Raw genomic sequence first — 15,519 nt, 5'->3', positions numbered from 1 at the left:
ATAAGCCAGTCGTCCGGGATGCGGACGAGGCTAAGGTCAACCTCGACGCCGTCGGGTGCACCAGCGACTATCCTCTAATAGCGCGCGCATTTTGAGCAGCAGCGCCACGAGAGTGTCGTCGAGCACGATCGTGCGCTTGCCGCGCTCAGACTTGGGGTCCTTGAACTGAAGCCCGTACTTCTTTGTGTATTCTAGCGCGCGTTCAATGCGCAGTGTCTTTGCGGTTGGATTGAGGTTGGACCAGCGCAGTGCCAGCGCCTCCCCGCGGCGCATGCCGGTGAAGGCCATCAAGAACGTAAAATCGAAAAGCGTTGACCCGCGAAAGCCCTCGACCAATGCCGTGATCTTCTCTTGTTCGAGCGCTTGGCCAATGTCGGAGTCGCCGGCCGAGGGTTTCTTGATGGCGGCTGCCGGGCTGACCTGAAGGAGCTTGCCAATATCAACGGCCGCCTGCAGGCAAGCCTTGAGCACGGTAGCGACGTGATTTCGGGTGCGAGGCGCCAGCGCAGTTAGTTCGGCATATAGCTTCTGGATTTCGATGGGCTTTATCTGCTGCAGCGGTCGCTCGCCCAACTTCGGCAGCACATGCTTCTTCAGCAGGTCCTCATAGCGCGCCACCGTCTTGTGCTGGCGCTCTGCCGTCTTCAGCGCAATCCAATCAGCGGCCCACTGTGACAATGTCTTCTTGTCGGGAGCGACGTGCATACCCTTGCCTGCATCTGTCAGCAGGCCGCGAAGCTTGTCTGCCGCTTCCTTACGTGTGCCGCGGAAGGTGAGGGAGTGCCTGATGTCGCCGACGTAATAGCGCAGCCGCCAAGAACTTTCGCCGCGCTTCTGAATGCTACCTTCGCCGTGCGAACGCTTCATTTCGAGCCTGCCATTTCTATTTGAAGAAAAGCGGCCAGCCTTCTGATGCTAGCGGCCTCAATGTCAGCGCTGATCCTAATTGCCGAGCGCGGCTGCGGTGCGGACGACGCAAATAATGATGCAAAGGACGCATTGGGCCGGCCGAAAGTGAGCGAAGCAGTGTTGTTGTGTCGGTGTACGGTAAAAGATCCAAGGCTCTCCGCCTTCTCCCTGGACATCAGCACGGCCGCTAAGGCTGACTGCAAATTTGTCTCTCCCGTCCATGGACATCTGTCAAAATCCTTACGGGATTTGCCGGGACGATAGTCCGGTGGAATGTCCTCAAACGGTGTTGCTCGGCAAAAGGCGCGCACTCTGATGTCGGTGTCTTGCAAGGTATCGGCTGCAAGCAAGGCGATGATAATCGCGGCGACTCCGCTTCCGTCCAGTGGTGTTCCGCTACCGGGGCCGCGCCCTTCAACGACTTTCAGCACGCCTAACTCCGCAAGAGCTCGCTGGCGCGTGTAGAGCGCGTCCGCCGTAGTGCCGAACAATTTTGCCATATCAGGGAGGAACGCTTTCAGGCTTGCCATGACGCGAACGTTACCAAAAAAGAGCAGTGGTTGTCCAGCAGCACTATTGCGAACCAAGCGTGAACCATATAGTGCTGTGTCAGCACCATTGGAGAATGCCGCAGTGACAGATGACCGTCTCGTTTACGAAGTCCCCGAGGCCGGAGCCATGCTCGGCTTAACTCGTAACGGCAGTTACGAAGCCGCAAAGCGGGGCGACATCCCCACAATCAGAATCGGCAAGCTAATCCGCGTGCCAAAGGCGGCGTTTCACCGGATGCTTGAAGAAGCCGGCACGAAATGAGCTTGCGCGAAACCGCCGACGATTACCCGCACATCGTTGTGATGCTGAACTCGAACTGGCGCGTCGTCCAATGCACGGACGCAGTCCAATGGGTTCTGCAGCGCCGCGGATCGCCAGATAAGCCACGTAGAGACGATTGGCGGGGTCGCAGCTACTGCCGTACCCGGGACGCGTTGATCCGCTGTGCGCGTGAGTATTCCGGGACCATCGATCCGAAAGCTTCTGCAGTCTTGGCCGCCTTACCTGTGCGGATCGAAGTCGAGGGCGGCACGGTGCTCGGCGGTCTAGTCAGCATGGCAGCCGAGTGCCTCGCCGCAGCCGCTGATAGGGCCGGGCCATGAACGCCCCTGGTCCATCAGCGCGACGACGGCCGCTATCAACTCGGCCTCGCCGACGATGCCGCCGGCCCGTTCGAGACGCGGGCATTCGCAGAGGCCGTCGCCGCCCACGAGCTCGCGCGCGCCGCGTGGTTGCGGCGGCATAGCAGACATCTCCCCAAGTTCAGCGAAGGAGCACCAGCATGACCAGCCGTCACCGGCAGTCCGCCGTTGTGATTGATCTTGAACACGCTCGAGACGTGAACCGAGCCGAGGCGGTGGCGCTGCTGGAGCACCATAAGCGCGCCGATGCGCTTGCGTGGGCGATCAACAGGTTCGCGCGCCGGCGGGTCGTCAAAGGATACACGATTGCCGAAGTGGTGTCCGAGCTGCGGAACGAGGCCGACATCATTGAAGCGGTCGGCATAGAGGATCTGCCGAATAACCAAGGGAAATCAGCTTAACCCACAAAAAACGCCGGCAGGTTGGAGGGCCCACCGGCGTCAAAGGATTAATATGCGTACCAGTACAAAATCACAAAACTCCGCTGACATCAAGACTTTTGGTGGCGATGAATACGAAGATCGCGATAGCAAGGCTGTACTCGCCCGCAGTCGGCTCGCGGACGCTCGCAAGTTGTTCGAGCGCCGCTTCTGGAAAGTGATTCCCCGGAATGAACGAGGAATGCGCATCCTGCGCTGGCGCGCCGATCACGCCTGGCTGGCGGGTCCGGCGAACCCGAACGTTCCGTCCGGCGGTGGTGCCGAAAATGGGCACCGTGGCTGACCGACGGAGAACTCAGTCAGATTGTCGGGAAGACCGAGGGCACGAACAAGCGTTGGTCCAATGACCAGTGTGCTGCCGTGCTTGAGGTCTCACTGCGCATCAGTCGGCATCTCCGGTTTCGTTTCATCGGTGCTAATGACGACCCAAACTACGAGATCAGGAATGCGCTGAAGCGAGAGGATGCAGCGAAACGGTCTCGCAAATACCGCGCCGCCCGCAGTACCTCCGGCAAACGCGGTAGGCCGGCCCTTCAGCTTTCGGACGCAGAAAAGCTGCAACGGCAGAGGGCGCAGGATGCCGAACGCGCAAGGCGCCATCGTGCGTCACGGAAAAATGCGTCACGCGACATAAGTAAGATTAGGACGCGTGACGGATTAAAGCGTGACGTCGAGAGCCGTACAAACAAGGATTTTGATGAACGCGCGCAGGCGCGCGTCGGTCAACAAACCAAAGATTCGATCGGGGTAACCTCCGATATCCCGTCCAAAAATCAGTCATTGGCTGGGCTACCGATCGGAGCTGGCGCTCCTATACACGCGGCGATCGTTTTTGAAGAGCCGATTGGACAGACAGTCGCAGCAGGTCGTGGCGGCGTTGGGCGACCGGCCCAGCCTCCGCGCACCAGAATTCGGCGGACATTCCGACCCACCCACCGCCAGCGCGAGATAGCGCACGATATGGGCGTCCCCACCGAGAGGGTGAACGGGGAGTACGAAACCTTCAAGTACTGGGGCATCGCGAGCGGCGCGTACTCGGGCAATTGGGATGAGGCTTGGCGGCGATGGATCATCAAGACCGCAGCCATCGACGACGCGATGAACGCATGGAGGGCGGTATGAGCGCTCCTGCCATTCGCTGGAACTACAGACCGATCCAGAGCCCCGCGACGATCGCGGCCGCTCCGACCACAAGTATCGCGAGGTCGACGACCAGCCAGTCAGGCGCGCGCTTCGGTTTGCCTTCAGTAGTCATGGGGACATCCTGCCGAAGGATGACGCGGGCGCCTATGATCCAGCTCACACAGTGTACCGCTGGTCGGCGCTCTGCACCGCTTCCTCCAGCTGCGCACCGCCCCGATCCGTTCGGGTGCTTGAGACAGCATACAGAGCAACGGCCCCCCAGCGCCCGCCGTACCAGCGGCAATCGCACTTCTAGGAAGCTCGCACAGAGGCGCTCTCTCGCTGGACAGTCTTTCGCGACACGGAGAACGGCGCGCGCAACGGCGGCCGCCTCAGAGCCGGGTCGGGGGCGAATTCGCGGAAATCTCCAAGGTACCTTTCCGCGGGAAAAATCGATCGCGGCGCGCGACGCCGCAGCGATTCAGCGTAGCCGGAATTTCGAAAATCGTCGTTTCCGGTTCCGGTTTGACCCGATAGGAGCATCGCAATGACAGCAACGAGATCTTCCGAACCAGTTTTCGTTTCCCAGATCGAACTGGCTCGCGACCTTAACCTGAACGATCGCCGGGTTCGTCAACTCGTCGATGAGCGGGTTCTGCCGCCAGCACGCCCTGAGGGGCACGATTTGGAGCTCTCGCGCCAGCGCTATCGATTGTTCAGCAGCGGCTCGGAGCGTGAGTGGGACCTATGCTTTGACGAGGCCGAGGACATAGCGCGGATTGCCGGGGAATTAGACAAACGGGCGTTCGAGGATGATGCCGGACTAGAAGACGTTAAAGCGGCGAGCATCGCGATCCAGCGGAGCACGGTGCTGATGAGCTTTCTCACGGCCTGCAAATCGAAATCCGATGCTGAGCGAAAGATGTTTTGGAACATTTGGGATCGCGAGGAGGGTCAGGCGTTGAGCGCGCTACTTGCGCACGCGATGAAATTGATGGGGAAGACGCACCTCAGGACCGACGATGCCGAACTGATCGAGATGGTTCCGCCGGAGGAGAGGATCGCAAAGAAGCGACCGAGGCCGAAAAAGAAGCGCGGACGCGCTAAAGCGTCCACCCGTCGCCGGTGAGCAAGAGCAACCCCGACATGACCGACACCACGAGCACGATGAGCGACGCCGAGATCGCAGCGCAGGTAGATTTCCATAAAGCTTCGCTCGAAGCCTTGCTCAAACTGCAACAAGCACGCGCGCCGGCCGTACCGGTGATTTCGCAGCCGGACGCTGCGAGAAAGCAACTCGTTGCGGAGCGTCGTCCTCGCTGGGAACTAGCTGCGAGAGCATTCAGGAGGTTCGGCTTCGAGCCGCATACGGTGCGTCGAATCTGCTCGAACCATCTGGAGTGGGCAAAACGGCTTACGGACGGCGCCTGGCATGTCGACGCCGACTTGTTCGACGAATTCGCGGCTCGCGTAGAGCGCGGTGAAGCGACGTTCGCGGTGTCCGCCAAGTCCGCGTTGTCGGTAGCGTCAGATGCGCAGCCGTTGTTTAGTTATGCCGAGACCAGTTCGATAGACGAGGATCAAAAGTGACAAAGATCGCGAAGCAACTCACGCAAGCGCGCGCCGACTTGGCGGCGGGAGACCAGGCGCTGATCGCTCTGGATGCGGAGAAGGCCGATGCCCTCAAGAGTTCCGCAGCTTTTTCGAAATGGCGCCTTGCCCACGAGGAAGCTGAACTCGAACGTGAACGCCTCGGGTTGCTCGTCGACAAGCTGGCAGGCGAGCTCGAACAAGAGGCCGCCGATGCCGCTAGCGCCGACCTGGCATCTCGCAGGGCTGAACTGGAGAAGCAAAGCGCCGCCTTGGCGCGCCGAATATCCGAGGAGGGCGGTGCTGCGGCCGCAACACTGGTTCAGCTCGCCGAGGAAGCCCGGGCCGACGCAGAGGCGGTCGAGCAGCTCAACCGTGAACTTCCCGATGAACGGCGGCTACTTCATGCAGACCATATCGCGCGCCATCGCGATCCGGCGCCGCGGGAAGACATCAAAGAGACCGTCGTCGATTTGTGGACTTTCGAGCAGAGCGGCGAGATTGTTGGCGATCCGGGCGACGTGGTCGAACACTCATATGAGCGCGGGCTCATCCGGTCCCCCATGCGCAATGTCCCAGTTGTCCGCCGAAGGTTTCGGCAGATCACCTATCTGGAGCAGGGCGACCGTGAATGGGCCGAGTCGCTCGGATCGGTGCTGCGTCTCCCGCGTTTCGATGGCCCCGGTTTGTTGTTCGATCGCGGTCATGCCGTCGAACCAACGCCGCGCCGTGAGCTGGTCGAGTTGGTCCCCGCCCACGGCGCCCCCGCCAAGCCGGTCAACAACGAGGCTGCGTGAATGGTCGCGCAGGATTCGCCGCGCACTGCATAGAAGAGGACCGAAGCGTTGGATTATCTTCCACATCTCGCCGCACTCGTGTTGAACACGCCGCTTGCGATCTTGCCGAAGAAAGCAGCGACGATCGCGGCCGTCCTCGGCCCGAGGATCGGTGTAGATGTCGGCGCCCTTGCGACACCTGATTGGTCGGTGTCCGCCGCGCGGCCGGCGACTAATGCATCAATCGGCTATGCGAAGCTGGGGCTTGGCGTGGCGATCATCTCCGTTGTCGGATCACGTGTTTCGCGTGCCAGTTTCCTCGAAGCCGAAAGCGGCCTGGTTTCGTACGATCGTGTGAAACGCGCCGTCTTGGCGGCGGATCGGGATGAAGAGGTTACCAGCGTTATTTTGGATATCGACTCGCCTGGAGGCGCTGCTGCTGGAGCGTTTGAGTGCGCTGATGTAATTTCCTCGGTCGCCAAACGCCGCCCGGTTGTGGCAGTTTGCAACCAAATGGCCTGCAGTGCCGCTTACGCCTTAGCCGCGGCAGCGAGCCGAATAGTGGCGGCACCCTCGGCTATCGTTGGCTCCATCGGCGTCATTGCGTTACACGTCGACTATTCACGCAACCTTGATGCTCACGGGATCACTCCAACGCTGATCCACGCTGGCGCCCACAAGGCTGACGGAAATCCGTACGAGCCTTTGGCCGACGACGTCCGCGCAGACATCCAGCGCGAGATTGATCGTTACATGACTCTATTCGTCAGTAGCGTCGCGGCGCACCGGCCTTCGCTGACCGAAAAAGCGATCAGAGCCACCGAAGCTCGGACCTATATCGGCGCCGAAGCCGTGGCCGTCGGCCTGGTCGACTCCGTCGGGACGATTGAAAGCGTGATCTCCGAAATGGCGGGTCTACATCCGGAAGCGAAAAAGAAACTAGACAAATACGATCGCACCGAACTGCTGTACGGCAAGGCCGAGGCCGTGGATCAACGGATTCAAGACGTTCATGCCGCCGGCGTACGCGCCGGGATGGCCGCAGCGTTGGCAGGTCGCGGATTCGTGTAACCAAACCGAAAACGGTCGCCGCCGGTGGGCACGCTTTCGAAGCTGCCGGCGTCCGGCGCCGCGCGATTTCCTCGGTCGCGCGGCGCCACATTCACGAAACACAATCCTAGGACCGCAAAATGCCCGCTAGAAAATCCGCCGCCCCAATCAACCTGGACGCCGTCAAGCGTGAGGTCGTTTCCGAGGAGGTAGTCCGGCTGTGGTGTCTCGCTGAAACCGGCGTGCTGATCGGCAACCAGCACGCCGTCGCCGACCGCGGCGACGGCCGCGGCACCGTCCTGGTCCCGGCCGTCAGGACAATACCGCAAGGTCGACTTCTACACCGCCGGCGAGCGTCATGCGACCGAGCTCGCGCCGCTCGCGCCGTATCGCCGCTGACGCCGCACACCGAATAGGAGGGGTGCGATAATGAACGGCGGGAAATTGCGATTTTACGATGAAACTCGCGGCTTTGGATTCATCAAGTGCGACGACGGCACCGGTGATGAATTCGTTCATGCAACCGCCTTCCAACGCTCTGAGATCAAGCCGGCGATCGGCCTGAGACTTTCATTCGAGCGGGCCGAGCTGCCCGATGGTCGAACGCGGGCCGTCAAGTTGCGTTTGGAGATTGCGTGAAGTTTGATTTGGTGGAGCGAGATTTCGCTCCGTCATTGCACCCAAGAAGGTAGCGCCGGATGTACGCGCCGCCTTCTTGGGGAAGCCCCCGGTTGCCGACAGCGGACCCGCCGTCGCCGACCGCGGCGGCGGGCCTTATTCTATAGGGTTTCCAGAGCCCTGCTGACACGGTCAGGTAGGGTGGTGGCCGCCGCATCAAAACGCACTGAGAGGGTGTACCATGGCAAAGCGACCGCGTCCTTCCCGGGTGGACGACGACGAGGAGGACATCCCGCCGCCGGCGAACTACGTGGCTCCGCCGCAGCCTTGGGTGAATGACGGCGCCGCCGCGAAGGAAGTGCGCGAGATTCTGGACGCCTTCGAAGTTGGCGAGATAGACGAGCCGACGCGTTTCGAACTTCAAAGGATTGTTCACCGGAGTGCTCGTTGGTTGTAGCTCGGCATCCCTGGGGCGTGGCCCGGGCGGGAGCATGTGACGATAGTGCTTCGATGCATTCTGGAATCGGAGGGTAACGAGGCTGCGCTATGCGAACCGATCGTTCGGGCCGTTGCTGGCGTCGTTCGGGAGTTCGAGGATCACGGCCTCAAGCTTGTCGAGGCCTTCGATTCAATTCCACTACTGCGCATCATGTCGATGATGCGGGAGCTCGAATACTTCAGCGCGACCGATGCCCCGATGGCGCTCTCCATTATTCTGCGGAACAAGCTCCGGCGCATCTTGATCAAGCCCGAGCCTGAGCCTGTGAAGCGAAGCAAGGCAGAACGGCTCGCCGCGGAGAAGGCGGCGGCCGCGGCAGACAAAGCGGCGGCTGCGGCGGTGCGTGGTGCTGCGAACGCGCGAAACATCGAGATCGGCCGGCAGATAGCAGCGCTGCGGGATCAGACGCCAAACAACCGGGCATTTGGCCGACTGCGCAACAAGCAATTTGACGTCGACACAGTGGCGGCGTGCGAGATGATGCGGGTGGCGCGGATGTATGGAACCAGGCCTGAGATATATCGCAGCAACGTCGCATGGCAGACGTTGGCGGAGTTGTCGGCCACATGTCTATCGCCAGCGCACCGCCGAGACTTCGAACGCCGCATTGTCGCCGGCGAGCCCGTGAGGGCGAAGGAAATAGCCGCCGCTCGTTCGTGAGGTGGTTATCTCCCGTCAGTTGTGATGGGGCGGTGTCCGGGAACGGATACACCGCGGCTTCTCGCCGCGTTGGCTCCGGAGCAAAAAGAGGGGCGCCCCCCTTTTCGGTCTGGTCTCCGCCTCTCCGGTCGAACTGCTTCAGCGGCTTCGAATTTTTCCGCTGGGAGGTTGGCTACGCGGACGGCTTGGTTGCGCTGGTGCTCGGAGATACCGGCGCCTTCTGCGGCCTCCTTCTGCGAAATCAAAGGGAGGACATCCTCCTTTTGTTTCAACGCATTATCGGCCGTGCATCAAACTGCTTCAACAACTCTCCCATACGACGCACGGCGCGTGCCCCCTTCTGTGAAAGATGAGAGACTGACAGATGAAACGATTATTCCCTGACGAGCCTTTGGGCGAGCCCGTGAAGGGCTTCGACGAAACGTTCAGCGCTGAGACTGTATATTGGTGGAAGCATTCTTCCCAGTTCGCGAGCAATGCGCTCATTGCCAAGGACATGGCCGCGTCGGAATAATGGCCTGCTGGTACTGCGGCGCCACCGGCCAGAGGCCGACGCACCCGAATGGTATGCTCGGAGGTGAGAAATGAGCATCGATAGACTGATGGAAGCTATCGCGACCGCGCTCCCTGAAACGACCCGGAGAGGCCGTCGAACGGTCCGGGAGGTATGCCTGACCTACGACCAGGAAAGCTGGCGAGCTATCGCAGGCGGCCATCCTGCCGTGCATATCGGGGAATGGGGTGGAGATTTTAAGGGCGAAGGAGAGACCGCTGAAGCGGCCCTGACAGCGCTCATGAACGGCATCAAATCAGCCGGGCGCATCTGAGCAGGATGTGAAGCGATGAAGAGGACGGTCAAGAGCTTGTCTTTAATGCTTACCGAGCCGGAGCATCAGACGATCTGATTTGGCGCGCAGCACAAGCAGAGTTCCCGCACAAATTCTGGTCACGATGATGGTGGGCCTCGTCTTGATCGCGGCTATCATCGCTATATTCGAGGTCGCTAACGCGCTGGAGCGTCGGCGCCTGCGGTAAGGCCGGCGTACGGTCGCGCCAGCTTACGGTGGCCCCCAATGGAGCTCCCAGCCAAGGCGTCAGTGTCAGGGCTTAACCCTTCGCCGAGTTCCACGTCTCGCAGATGGGGAAAGCCGACCAGAATGGTCGCCAGATGAGGCGGCCTTACTCGTTCTGGCTACTTTTGATTTGCCGGATATATTCGTCTGCGAGAGCAAGCAGGCGCTGTGCGATGATCGGGTCGTTGACTTGGCGTGCCAGCCTTCGGCACTGCTCCGTCTTCGCGATCAGAGCGAACTCTAGTTCCCAGCGCTCTTCCGATGTCTGCACCATCCGGTGTTATTACACCCAACCCGTAAAGTCCGCACTGGAAGATTCGGCCCGTAGTGCTACGGGGACTCGCGGTTCCTAGTCTTTCGCCAGCAGATCTTCGCCCGTCGACTTAAGCCGCACATATGTCCCGCTCTCGTGCAGCTCTAGCCAGCCTTGTGCGACAGCATATCTGAGCCCGGCGCCGAACTCGGTGCCGCTGCCCTTCAGCTCGAACATGAACGGCGCGTTGATCCTCTCGATGTAGATGCGGCCGTCCTGGACAGCCTCGATGTTGGCTGCGAGTTCGACCAGCTTTCGCGCGGCGACTTCCGAGTCGGCAAAGGCACGTTCGACAGTGAGCTTCATGCAGATCGACTACCCGATTCTTCGCAAGGGTGGGCTACTTCATCCGCACTTATGATTTTTGGCGTGCAGCGCAGTTCGATCGCCGGTCATCTCTCCGACGTAGTCGTCGATTGCGGTCACAAGCTTCTCGCGGTTACGGCGGACCTCGGCGATGTAGTGCAAGCCTCATGGCGTCGTTGCTGGCGGGATCGCTGGGGTCGCATGCGCTGCCTAACGTGCTGGAGAGACCGTTGGGGCCGCGTACGCTGCAGGTGAGGACGGCAAGAAGCCCCGCCAGCGCGAACCAAGTAGTAGATCGCAAGGGAACGAACGAGCGTCGCGGTGTTTTACCTCTCGTCGTAATCGTAAGGAGAGTGTAATGCGACCGACCAAGGTTCTCTTAGTGATCAGCTTCGTCGCTGCCACAGCAACTGCTATTCCTGGCGTGGCTGATGCCCGTGGTGGGCGCGGAGGCGGCGCTCACTTCCATGGTGGTGGTGCGCATTTCCATGGAGGCGGCGCACGCTACCACGGTGGTGGTGCGCACTGGCACGGTGGAGGGGCACGCTGGGCTGGTGGCGGTCGTTATTACCGTGGCGGCTATCGCGGTCCAGATTGGGGGGCTGCCGCCGCTGGTGTAGCAACAGGCGCTGCGCTGGGAGCCGCGGCTGCGTACGGTTCATCTTGTTACCAGCAGCAATGGAATGGATATAGCTATGTAACAGTGAGGGTCTGCTAGTACTCTGGACCAATCGTATGGGACCCGCCGGCGTGAACCGGCGGGTGTACCGGAGCGTTGCGGCCTACACTCAATGCTTCCGCCTAAGCCTTTCGAACAATTCCCGTACTTCAGGACTCAACTGTTCCGGTGCGGCGTAAGGCGCATTCGGCCAACGTCGCAGTTGGAACGTCGGCGCTTCCACTAACGAGCCGCGAAGGCAATACGGAGAACCTTGAAGCCCTTAATATCGGGGAACGCCTCGGCCGCGTCCGAGGAAACCAGTTTCACTACTGCGGCTTGTACATCTCCGTTGATGAGTCGATCGAGCGGACTGGCGTCGCTTACTGAAAGCTGGACATCTGTAGCACCCACGGCCGCCAATGCGATAAGGATGTCCTCTTCGACCGCTGACTGCGCCATATCGATAGCGACATTCAGGCCGTTGAGCGCGGAGGCTGATCTTACGTCCGGACGGGAAAGCAGGAGAGCGACCAGCGGCGAGGAAGCGTCACCACCCTTGGTCTCATTCGGCGCCTCCGGTGTACCGGCATTCGTCATTTGCACCGCGACCGCCAGCGCTGCCATGACCAATTCCTGAGGTGATTTTTCTCTTTGTGAGCCTGTGCTCTCCAAAGCCGCCGCCTTCTCGATCTCTAAAACAGGCGGTTCCTTTGGTTCAGTCGTGATCGGGATCGGAGCCTCAGGGATCTCCGAATTGAGGGGGGCAGTGCCGGGGGCTGGCCTCGGCGTAGGCTCATCAGGCTTCGCCGAAAGTGCGGCCTGAACATTGCCGGTCTTCTTCTTCGGAGGCAGGACATCGGCGGATGTTTGCTCAGCACGCTTAGAAATGCGTATGTGGGGGACTTGCCTCGAAGCCTTGGCACCAGATGTGCTGGCAGCTCTCGTGGCGGCAACCCGGTTTCCCTGAAGCGTCCGCCGACTCCACGCCATGTATGACTGGCAAGGAAGGTTGCACGGCAACCCATCGATGTAGACGGTGCTGGGAGAGTCCAGCGGGTTCGCCAATGGCGCACCAACAAAACCGAAGCTTACAACAAGTACTATTGCCCATACTTTCACTGAAATCACTCCTGTTCTGGAGGAAGCCGCTATCCTCGATCATCGTCGAGCGCGAAATAATCAGTGGCCGAGGTGCGGGCCGAAATCGAATTGTCGTGGACGTTGACGTCCAATTCCGACCGAATAACGGCCGCCCGGAACTATTGCTGACGATGCGTCGCGAGGGACGAGGAAGACCAGCCAGCAGACCAAGCCTGCCGTCAACCGACGCGCGACGACAGCCAACCACAAAAAGCAGCGACACCAATGAGCACTGCGAACAGAAAGTAAGCCACAGCTCGCCGCTTCGCCGATGGATGGTTTGCTGCTGGCTGGACTCCAGATGTCTCAATGCTGGTTGGCTGGTCCAAGGGACTGTCTCCCGCTTCGCAGGCCAGGTCCGAAAGCTCTTGCGCGATCTGCAGTCTCGCGAGCCGGTCGTCCAGCGCGAAAGTCGTTCGGTGTTCTAGATTCCCAAATACAAGCGCGTCCGCTTGAGCGCGATCCGGGCTCATCTGCGCTACGTCTGACTGACGCTCAATAGGTGGGATGGGCATGCAGCCCCACAGCGGTTTGCCGCGTATAGGAACGTCACATCGGCACGATCGATTGACTGATACCGGACCAGGAACGCCGCAGTGAAAACGCGAGAGGGAGCCGATCTCGACCGCTTTCGGTACGCCGTCAGAACAACCGAACGCAACCTACAGAAACGCTACAAGCTTCGACCAGATCAGTGAAACCTAAATACTTCGTTAAGTCTCCTCATTGCGGCAACGGATGCTGCCCACGTCAGCGAGGCGGATTTAGTTCGCGCGCTTTTGCCGACTGCAAGACCGGTCCTCAATTAGCTGGGTGCGCCACGATGCATCTATCCGGCATGAAGAAAGAACGCCGCATCAGTCTTGGCGTTTATATAGTCTTCCGCAAGTCACGATGCAGCGACGCAGCTGACTTAGTGGCCTGGCGCTACGGACGCTGGGCCCTTTCTTTTGATGCCGACGGCAACACATTAAATCTTCTCGCAGACCCCTGAAAAAGGGATGCCGCACCTTTCCCTCGGCCGACTTCGCCCGGTACTCAATCTCCACGAGCGCCACCGGCTATACCAAGCGCGACAGGACGTCCGGCGAGTTCATGGCCGTGAAGAAGCCGAAAAACGCCAAGAAGGCTGCAAAAAAGCCAAAGGCGTGCGGGTGGAAAAGAAGTCCGCGACGAGAAAAACGAGGAGTGCCGAGCCGCGCGGGCGACCTCAATGTCGCCAGCCGTCCTTGTCGAACACCGTCCTGAAGCCCTCGGGCATCCGAGGTGGCAGCCCCTCCACCGGCACGTTGCAGCGTGGGCATGGCGCGCCGGCGCCGCCACAGGGGCAAGTGCCGTCCCACGGATGATCGGGGTGAGCCTCGCAGACCCATCCGACATCTTCGCAAACGAAACAACTCATCGCGCCCTCCTTGGGCGGAGAGCCGGCCCCGGCTCCTGGGGGGATAAGAGGGTAGGCCGGGACCGCTCCGCCAGCTCTGGCGGCGAGCCAGCGACGACTCAAACATTCGTCCGCCCCGGCGGTTCCTCTATGCCTAGCTGACTGGGAACCAAACCCCGTTCCTCTGCATAATAGGTCTCGTTAGTGCCAACCCACCGGCTAGGACCCGAGCACCGACGAGGACGCCATGATGAAACGCCGCCGTATCAAGCAGGCCTTTTCCCTCGAAGAACGTCTTGCCGAACAGGCTAAGAGATTGCGGGAGGACGCCTCCAAGGCACCTCCAGGTATCGAGCGGGAAACCCTGCTGCGCAGAGCCCGGCAGGCCGAGACCGGCTCGCACATGAGCGAGTGGCTGAAATCGCCGGGCTTGCAGCCGCCGGAATAGGCGCGGCATAAGTATCGGATGCCTTATCAAGTCCGACTGGATTCATTCATCGCGGTGACGCCCGGGCCGACGCAGGCCGTCAAGCTGTTTGACGATCTAACAGCGGACTACCCGGGCCAAGTCTCAGTCCACGACATGGACGGCAACGAGATCAAAATCGACTTGCTCAGACAAGCCGTTCAAGACAACTCGAAGAACTAAGGCCCCCTCAATCGGAGGCCTCTTCGTATGCGACGGTTCACGCGGGCGATTCAAAAAGACGAAGGCCGCAGCGGAAGTTTAATCGCTGCGGCCCGCGCCGTGTCAAAAATCTCCGGGTGAAAGAGATCTAAGTGAAATATGCAGCCAGCCCCGGTACCGTCAGCAAAACACTGCATTGTTTCAGCGGTATTTCGTCGAGCGGCGAAAATGCTGTTCCTTCGAGGAACTTAGCCTGTGTGGGTGGTGCAGCACTGGGCTGAGGGAAGGCCCGCCGGGGCTGGCTAATCTGACGGGCCCTCTACCACAAGCACAAGTTACTAATGCAACCTGTACTAGAGCCGACAGTAAGTCGCATTTGCTAGCAAAGCAATATACCAATTGATATTGCACGGTGAAGGAGCTGGCACAACCTGCATAGACTGGCGCCGCGAACAGGAGCATTTTCTGATCAGTCAGACGTGGATGGGGAACACCATGATTGGCTTAACCCGTATCTTTGATGTTGCCGTGCTTGTCGTGGGTGCGTTCAACGTCATTTTAGTCGCAATGATTATTCTCGCAATCTGAGTTGCCTCAGACCTTGTCGAAGCCGTGGTCGACCTTGCGTAGACCAGTCGTCGCCCTTGCGCCGGCCGAGATACATCCCGTCGTACTTCCCCAATCGCCAGTTCGTCGCGGCAGGCATGCCCCCCGAGAAACAAAACCGACCTCCCAGTTATATTAGATAGGGCGGGCTTGGAATGCGTTGATTGAAAAAGGGGCAGCTCAGTCAGCGAAGCACGAGCGCGCTCGAGATCCGATCAAGCCGGAAGCGATCCGCCGCAGAGCACGGGGAGCACGCTGTGAAATATCGGGATGTCGATTACACAGTAGTTCAGGGGTTGGGAAGGCACGTTTGGAAGTGGTCAGCGACCATCGGCGATGTCCGCATAGGAGGACAAACAACCACAAAAGGTGCTGCAATCGAGGAAGCCGAACGCGCAATCGAGCGAGCTTTGTCTCCGAAGAAAATTGGACGCGAACCAAGGCCCAAATAGTCATCCGTGAAGAATGCGGATTGATCTGAGAAATAAGCAGAATTTGTCTTGATGTAGTATTCGATTTTGCAGGAAAGCGGGGTGTTGGACCTCGCTTTCTTG

At 60.0% G+C, this 15,519-nt stretch carries 22 protein-coding genes and 1 pseudogene; 15 read left to right on the top strand and 8 right to left on the bottom strand.

Features of this window, described 5'->3' with window-relative positions; genetic code table 11:
- Nucleotides 1–36: 36 nt before the first annotated feature.
- Together CT676_RS36010 and CT676_RS36005 are read right to left on the bottom strand one after the other, a co-directional pair.
- Nucleotides 37–867 (bottom strand): site-specific integrase, encoded by an 831-nt coding sequence (locus CT676_RS36010; protein ID WP_135216498.1) that lies wholly within the window; start codon nucleotides 865–867, stop codon nucleotides 37–39.
- Complete coding sequence (locus CT676_RS36005; RefSeq protein WP_135216497.1) at nucleotides 864–1,439, bottom strand: hypothetical protein; 576 nt, start codon at nucleotides 1,437–1,439, stop codon at nucleotides 864–866. The genes CT676_RS36010 and CT676_RS36005 overlap by 4 nt, the downstream gene beginning before the upstream one ends.
- 103 nt (nucleotides 1,440–1,542) lie before the next feature.
- Here CT676_RS36005 and CT676_RS45550 point away from each other — a divergent pair, with 103 nt between their 5' ends.
- Nucleotides 1,543–1,722, top strand: a complete 180-nt coding sequence (locus CT676_RS45550; RefSeq protein ID WP_244623374.1) for a helix-turn-helix domain-containing protein — start codon at nucleotides 1,543–1,545, stop codon at nucleotides 1,720–1,722.
- A 284-nt stretch (nucleotides 1,723–2,006) separates the two neighbouring features.
- Here CT676_RS45550 and CT676_RS35995 read toward each other — a convergent pair whose 3' ends face one another.
- The gene (locus CT676_RS35995) at nucleotides 2,007–2,204 is read right to left on the bottom strand and encodes a hypothetical protein (RefSeq protein WP_135216495.1); all 198 of its coding nucleotides are present in this window, start codon (nucleotides 2,202–2,204) and stop codon (nucleotides 2,007–2,009) included.
- 38 nt (nucleotides 2,205–2,242) lie between these two features.
- Here CT676_RS35995 and CT676_RS35990 point away from each other — a divergent pair, with 38 nt between their 5' ends.
- From CT676_RS35990 to CT676_RS35960, 7 genes are all read left to right on the top strand, one after another.
- Nucleotides 2,243–2,503: a hypothetical protein gene (locus tag CT676_RS35990; protein WP_135216494.1), complete on the top strand. Its 261-nt coding sequence runs from the start codon at nucleotides 2,243–2,245 to the stop codon at nucleotides 2,501–2,503.
- A gap of 52 nt (nucleotides 2,504–2,555) precedes the next feature.
- On the top strand, nucleotides 2,556–2,825 hold the full coding sequence (locus tag CT676_RS35985; protein ID WP_135216493.1) for a hypothetical protein: 270 nt from the start codon (nucleotides 2,556–2,558) through the stop codon (nucleotides 2,823–2,825).
- Nucleotides 2,826–2,902: 77 nt separating this feature from the next.
- Nucleotides 2,903–3,664, top strand: coding sequence for a hypothetical protein (locus CT676_RS35980; RefSeq protein WP_135216492.1), 762 nt, complete (start codon nucleotides 2,903–2,905; stop codon nucleotides 3,662–3,664).
- Nucleotides 3,665–4,211: 547 nt separating this feature from the next.
- The gene (locus tag CT676_RS35975) at nucleotides 4,212–4,793 is read left to right on the top strand and encodes a hypothetical protein (RefSeq protein ID WP_135216491.1); all 582 of its coding nucleotides are present in this window, start codon (nucleotides 4,212–4,214) and stop codon (nucleotides 4,791–4,793) included.
- Nucleotides 4,794–4,810: 17 nt separating this feature from the next.
- Complete coding sequence (locus CT676_RS35970) at nucleotides 4,811–5,254, top strand: hypothetical protein (RefSeq protein ID WP_135216490.1); 444 nt, start codon at nucleotides 4,811–4,813, stop codon at nucleotides 5,252–5,254.
- The gene (locus CT676_RS35965) at nucleotides 5,251–6,051 is read left to right on the top strand and encodes a hypothetical protein (protein ID WP_135216489.1); all 801 of its coding nucleotides are present in this window, start codon (nucleotides 5,251–5,253) and stop codon (nucleotides 6,049–6,051) included. Before CT676_RS35970 ends, CT676_RS35965 begins: the two co-directional genes overlap by 4 nt.
- Nucleotides 6,052–6,099: 48 nt before the next feature.
- Nucleotides 6,100–7,101: a S49 family peptidase gene (locus CT676_RS35960; protein ID WP_135216488.1), complete on the top strand. Its 1,002-nt coding sequence runs from the start codon at nucleotides 6,100–6,102 to the stop codon at nucleotides 7,099–7,101.
- A gap of 291 nt (nucleotides 7,102–7,392) precedes the next feature.
- Here the strand turns inward: CT676_RS35960 and CT676_RS44490 are convergent, their stop codons facing one another.
- Nucleotides 7,393–7,599 carry a hypothetical protein gene (locus tag CT676_RS44490; protein ID WP_167768277.1) on the bottom strand — a complete coding sequence of 69 codons (207 nt, stop codon included), beginning with the start codon at nucleotides 7,597–7,599 and terminating at the stop codon, nucleotides 7,393–7,395.
- On the opposite strand from CT676_RS44490, the gene CT676_RS35955 reads away from it, so the two are divergent.
- The 4 genes from CT676_RS35955 to CT676_RS35940 all read left to right on the top strand — a co-directional run bounded on the left by CT676_RS35955 (nucleotide 7,510) and on the right by CT676_RS35940 (nucleotide 9,684).
- On the top strand, nucleotides 7,510–7,719 hold the full coding sequence (locus CT676_RS35955; protein ID WP_135216487.1) for a cold shock domain-containing protein: 210 nt from the start codon (nucleotides 7,510–7,512) through the stop codon (nucleotides 7,717–7,719). The two genes, CT676_RS44490 and CT676_RS35955, sit on opposite strands and share 90 nt — an antisense overlap.
- 220 nt (nucleotides 7,720–7,939) lie before the next feature.
- The gene (locus CT676_RS35950; RefSeq protein ID WP_135216486.1) at nucleotides 7,940–8,155 is read left to right on the top strand and encodes a hypothetical protein; all 216 of its coding nucleotides are present in this window, start codon (nucleotides 7,940–7,942) and stop codon (nucleotides 8,153–8,155) included.
- Between the two features lie 36 nt (nucleotides 8,156–8,191).
- Complete coding sequence (locus CT676_RS35945; protein WP_135216485.1) at nucleotides 8,192–8,857, top strand: hypothetical protein; 666 nt, start codon at nucleotides 8,192–8,194, stop codon at nucleotides 8,855–8,857.
- Between the two features lie 584 nt (nucleotides 8,858–9,441).
- Nucleotides 9,442–9,684: a hypothetical protein gene (locus tag CT676_RS35940; RefSeq protein WP_135216484.1), complete on the top strand. Its 243-nt coding sequence runs from the start codon at nucleotides 9,442–9,444 to the stop codon at nucleotides 9,682–9,684.
- A 595-nt stretch (nucleotides 9,685–10,279) separates the two neighbouring features.
- Here CT676_RS35940 and CT676_RS35935 read toward each other — a convergent pair.
- Nucleotides 10,280–10,549 (bottom strand): hypothetical protein, encoded by a 270-nt coding sequence (locus CT676_RS35935; RefSeq protein ID WP_135216483.1) that lies wholly within the window; start codon nucleotides 10,547–10,549, stop codon nucleotides 10,280–10,282.
- A gap of 431 nt (nucleotides 10,550–10,980) precedes the next feature.
- On the opposite strand from CT676_RS35935, the gene CT676_RS44485 reads away from it, so the two are divergent.
- Nucleotides 10,981–11,169 (top strand): hypothetical protein, encoded by a 189-nt coding sequence (locus tag CT676_RS44485; RefSeq protein ID WP_167768278.1) that lies wholly within the window; start codon nucleotides 10,981–10,983, stop codon nucleotides 11,167–11,169.
- A gap of 281 nt (nucleotides 11,170–11,450) precedes the next feature.
- Here the strand turns inward: CT676_RS44485 and CT676_RS35925 are convergent, their stop codons facing one another.
- Together CT676_RS35925 and CT676_RS45545 are read right to left on the bottom strand one after the other, a co-directional pair.
- A complete protein-coding gene (locus tag CT676_RS35925; protein WP_135216482.1) occupies nucleotides 11,451–12,329 on the bottom strand; it encodes a hypothetical protein in 879 nt (292 codons plus the stop codon).
- Between the two features lie 992 nt (nucleotides 12,330–13,321).
- Nucleotides 13,322–13,402 (bottom strand): annotated as a pseudogene (locus CT676_RS45545) (DNA ligase); the annotation flags it as partial.
- 576 nt (nucleotides 13,403–13,978) lie between these two features.
- Between CT676_RS45545 and CT676_RS35905 the strand changes: the two are divergent.
- Nucleotides 13,979–14,179: a hypothetical protein gene (locus CT676_RS35905; protein WP_135216480.1), complete on the top strand. Its 201-nt coding sequence runs from the start codon at nucleotides 13,979–13,981 to the stop codon at nucleotides 14,177–14,179.
- Between the two features lie 18 nt (nucleotides 14,180–14,197).
- On the top strand, nucleotides 14,198–14,380 hold the full coding sequence (locus CT676_RS35900) for a hypothetical protein (protein WP_135216479.1): 183 nt from the start codon (nucleotides 14,198–14,200) through the stop codon (nucleotides 14,378–14,380).
- Nucleotides 14,381–15,254: 874 nt separating this feature from the next.
- Here the strand turns inward: CT676_RS35900 and CT676_RS44885 are convergent.
- The coding region (locus CT676_RS44885; RefSeq protein ID WP_205124620.1) for a hypothetical protein at nucleotides 15,255–15,519 on the bottom strand (265 nt) is incomplete at its 5' end.

This window comes from Bradyrhizobium sp. MOS001 (assembly GCF_004634465.1).
GTDB lineage: Bacteria > Pseudomonadota > Alphaproteobacteria > Rhizobiales > Xanthobacteraceae > Bradyrhizobium > Bradyrhizobium barranii.
The sequence above is the reverse complement of the archived record's forward strand: the minus strand, read 5'-3'. Positions and strand labels throughout refer to the sequence as shown.

What these genes read in the sequence shown, in the direction of transcription:
- CT676_RS36010 (WP_135216498.1), bottom strand. Translation starts at nt 867, where the DNA reads ATGAAGCGTTCGCACGGCGAAGGTAGCATTCAGAAGCGCGGCGAAAGT.
- CT676_RS36005 (WP_135216497.1), bottom strand. Translation starts at nt 1,439, where the DNA reads ATGGCAAGCCTGAAAGCGTTCCTCCCTGATATGGCAAAATTGTTCGGC.
- CT676_RS35995 (WP_135216495.1), bottom strand. Translation starts at nt 2,204, where the DNA reads ATGCCGCCGCAACCACGCGGCGCGCGCGAGCTCGTGGGCGGCGACGGC.
- CT676_RS35990 (WP_135216494.1), top strand. Translation starts at nt 2,243, where the DNA reads ATGACCAGCCGTCACCGGCAGTCCGCCGTTGTGATTGATCTTGAACAC.
- CT676_RS35985 (WP_135216493.1), top strand. Translation starts at nt 2,556, where the DNA reads ATGCGTACCAGTACAAAATCACAAAACTCCGCTGACATCAAGACTTTT.
- CT676_RS35975 (WP_135216491.1), top strand. Translation starts at nt 4,212, where the DNA reads ATGACAGCAACGAGATCTTCCGAACCAGTTTTCGTTTCCCAGATCGAA.
- CT676_RS35970 (WP_135216490.1), top strand. Translation starts at nt 4,811, where the DNA reads ATGACCGACACCACGAGCACGATGAGCGACGCCGAGATCGCAGCGCAG.
- CT676_RS35955 (WP_135216487.1), top strand. Translation starts at nt 7,510, where the DNA reads ATGAACGGCGGGAAATTGCGATTTTACGATGAAACTCGCGGCTTTGGA.
- CT676_RS44490 (WP_167768277.1), bottom strand. Translation starts at nt 7,599, where the DNA reads ATGAACGAATTCATCACCGGTGCCGTCGTCGCACTTGATGAATCCAAA.
- CT676_RS35950 (WP_135216486.1), top strand. Translation starts at nt 7,940, where the DNA reads ATGGCAAAGCGACCGCGTCCTTCCCGGGTGGACGACGACGAGGAGGAC.
- CT676_RS35940 (WP_135216484.1), top strand. Translation starts at nt 9,442, where the DNA reads ATGAGCATCGATAGACTGATGGAAGCTATCGCGACCGCGCTCCCTGAA.
- CT676_RS35935 (WP_135216483.1), bottom strand. Translation starts at nt 10,549, where the DNA reads ATGAAGCTCACTGTCGAACGTGCCTTTGCCGACTCGGAAGTCGCCGCG.
- CT676_RS44485 (WP_167768278.1), top strand. Translation starts at nt 10,981, where the DNA reads ATGCCCGTGGTGGGCGCGGAGGCGGCGCTCACTTCCATGGTGGTGGTG.
- CT676_RS35905 (WP_135216480.1), top strand. Translation starts at nt 13,979, where the DNA reads ATGATGAAACGCCGCCGTATCAAGCAGGCCTTTTCCCTCGAAGAACGT.
- CT676_RS35900 (WP_135216479.1), top strand. Translation starts at nt 14,198, where the DNA reads ATGCCTTATCAAGTCCGACTGGATTCATTCATCGCGGTGACGCCCGGG.